The 611-nt window shown below is 64.5% G+C and carries 1 protein-coding gene and 1 pseudogene; both read left to right on the top strand.

Annotation, left to right across the window (positions count from 1 at the left end; genetic code table 11):
• Positions 1-236: pseudogene (locus EOC06_RS42415) on the top strand (NAD(P)-dependent oxidoreductase); the annotation flags it as partial.
• Positions 237-338: 102 nt separating this feature from the next.
• Positions 339-611: FadR/GntR family transcriptional regulator (locus tag EOC06_RS42410; protein WP_245469547.1), on the top strand; the 273-nt coding region annotated here is incomplete at its 3' end.

Below are 611 nucleotides of genomic sequence, written 5' to 3'. Positions count from 1 at the left end.
AGATCACGCTGCGCGCCATCGAGAAGGACGGGCTCGGCTATCAGGTGTTCAACGCTGCCAATGACGACACCTCGTCCGACCTGCCGACCGCCGAACTCCTGAAGCGGTTCTACCCCGGCGTGACGGTCAAGGCCGAACTCGGCGAATACGAGACGCTGCTCTCCAACCGCAAGGCGCGCGACGTGCTGGGCTTCCGCCCGGAGCATAGCTGGCGCAAATACGTCAAGCAGGACTGATCCGCGAAGCAATCGGGGCTGATCTGTGCACAGCGGGCGGCTTTGCGGTGCAAGCCGCTTGCCGCGCTTGACAGCCTGCTTAATACGGACTTTCTGGAACCCATGCGGGACGCGAAGCCGAACAAGGAAAAATCGTTGGGGAAAGCGGCCTCCGGGGACCGTCCGGGCGGCGTTCGCCGGGCGGACGCCGCGCGTATTCCAGGCTCCAGCGTCCACGCCTCGCTGGCCAGCGAAATCGGCCTCAGGATCGTGCGCGGCGACTATCCGCCCGGCACCATCCTGCCCAATGAAGCGAAATGGTCGGAGACCTTCAGCGTCAGCCGCTCGGCGGTGCGCGAAGCCATCAAGATGCTGATGGCCAAGAGCCTTTTGGCC

This window comes from Mesorhizobium sp. M7A.F.Ca.MR.362.00.0.0 (assembly GCF_004023175.1).
Lineage (GTDB): Bacteria > Pseudomonadota > Alphaproteobacteria > Rhizobiales > Rhizobiaceae > Mesorhizobium.
The sequence above is the reverse complement of the archived record's forward strand: the minus strand, read 5'-3'. Positions and strand labels throughout refer to the sequence as shown.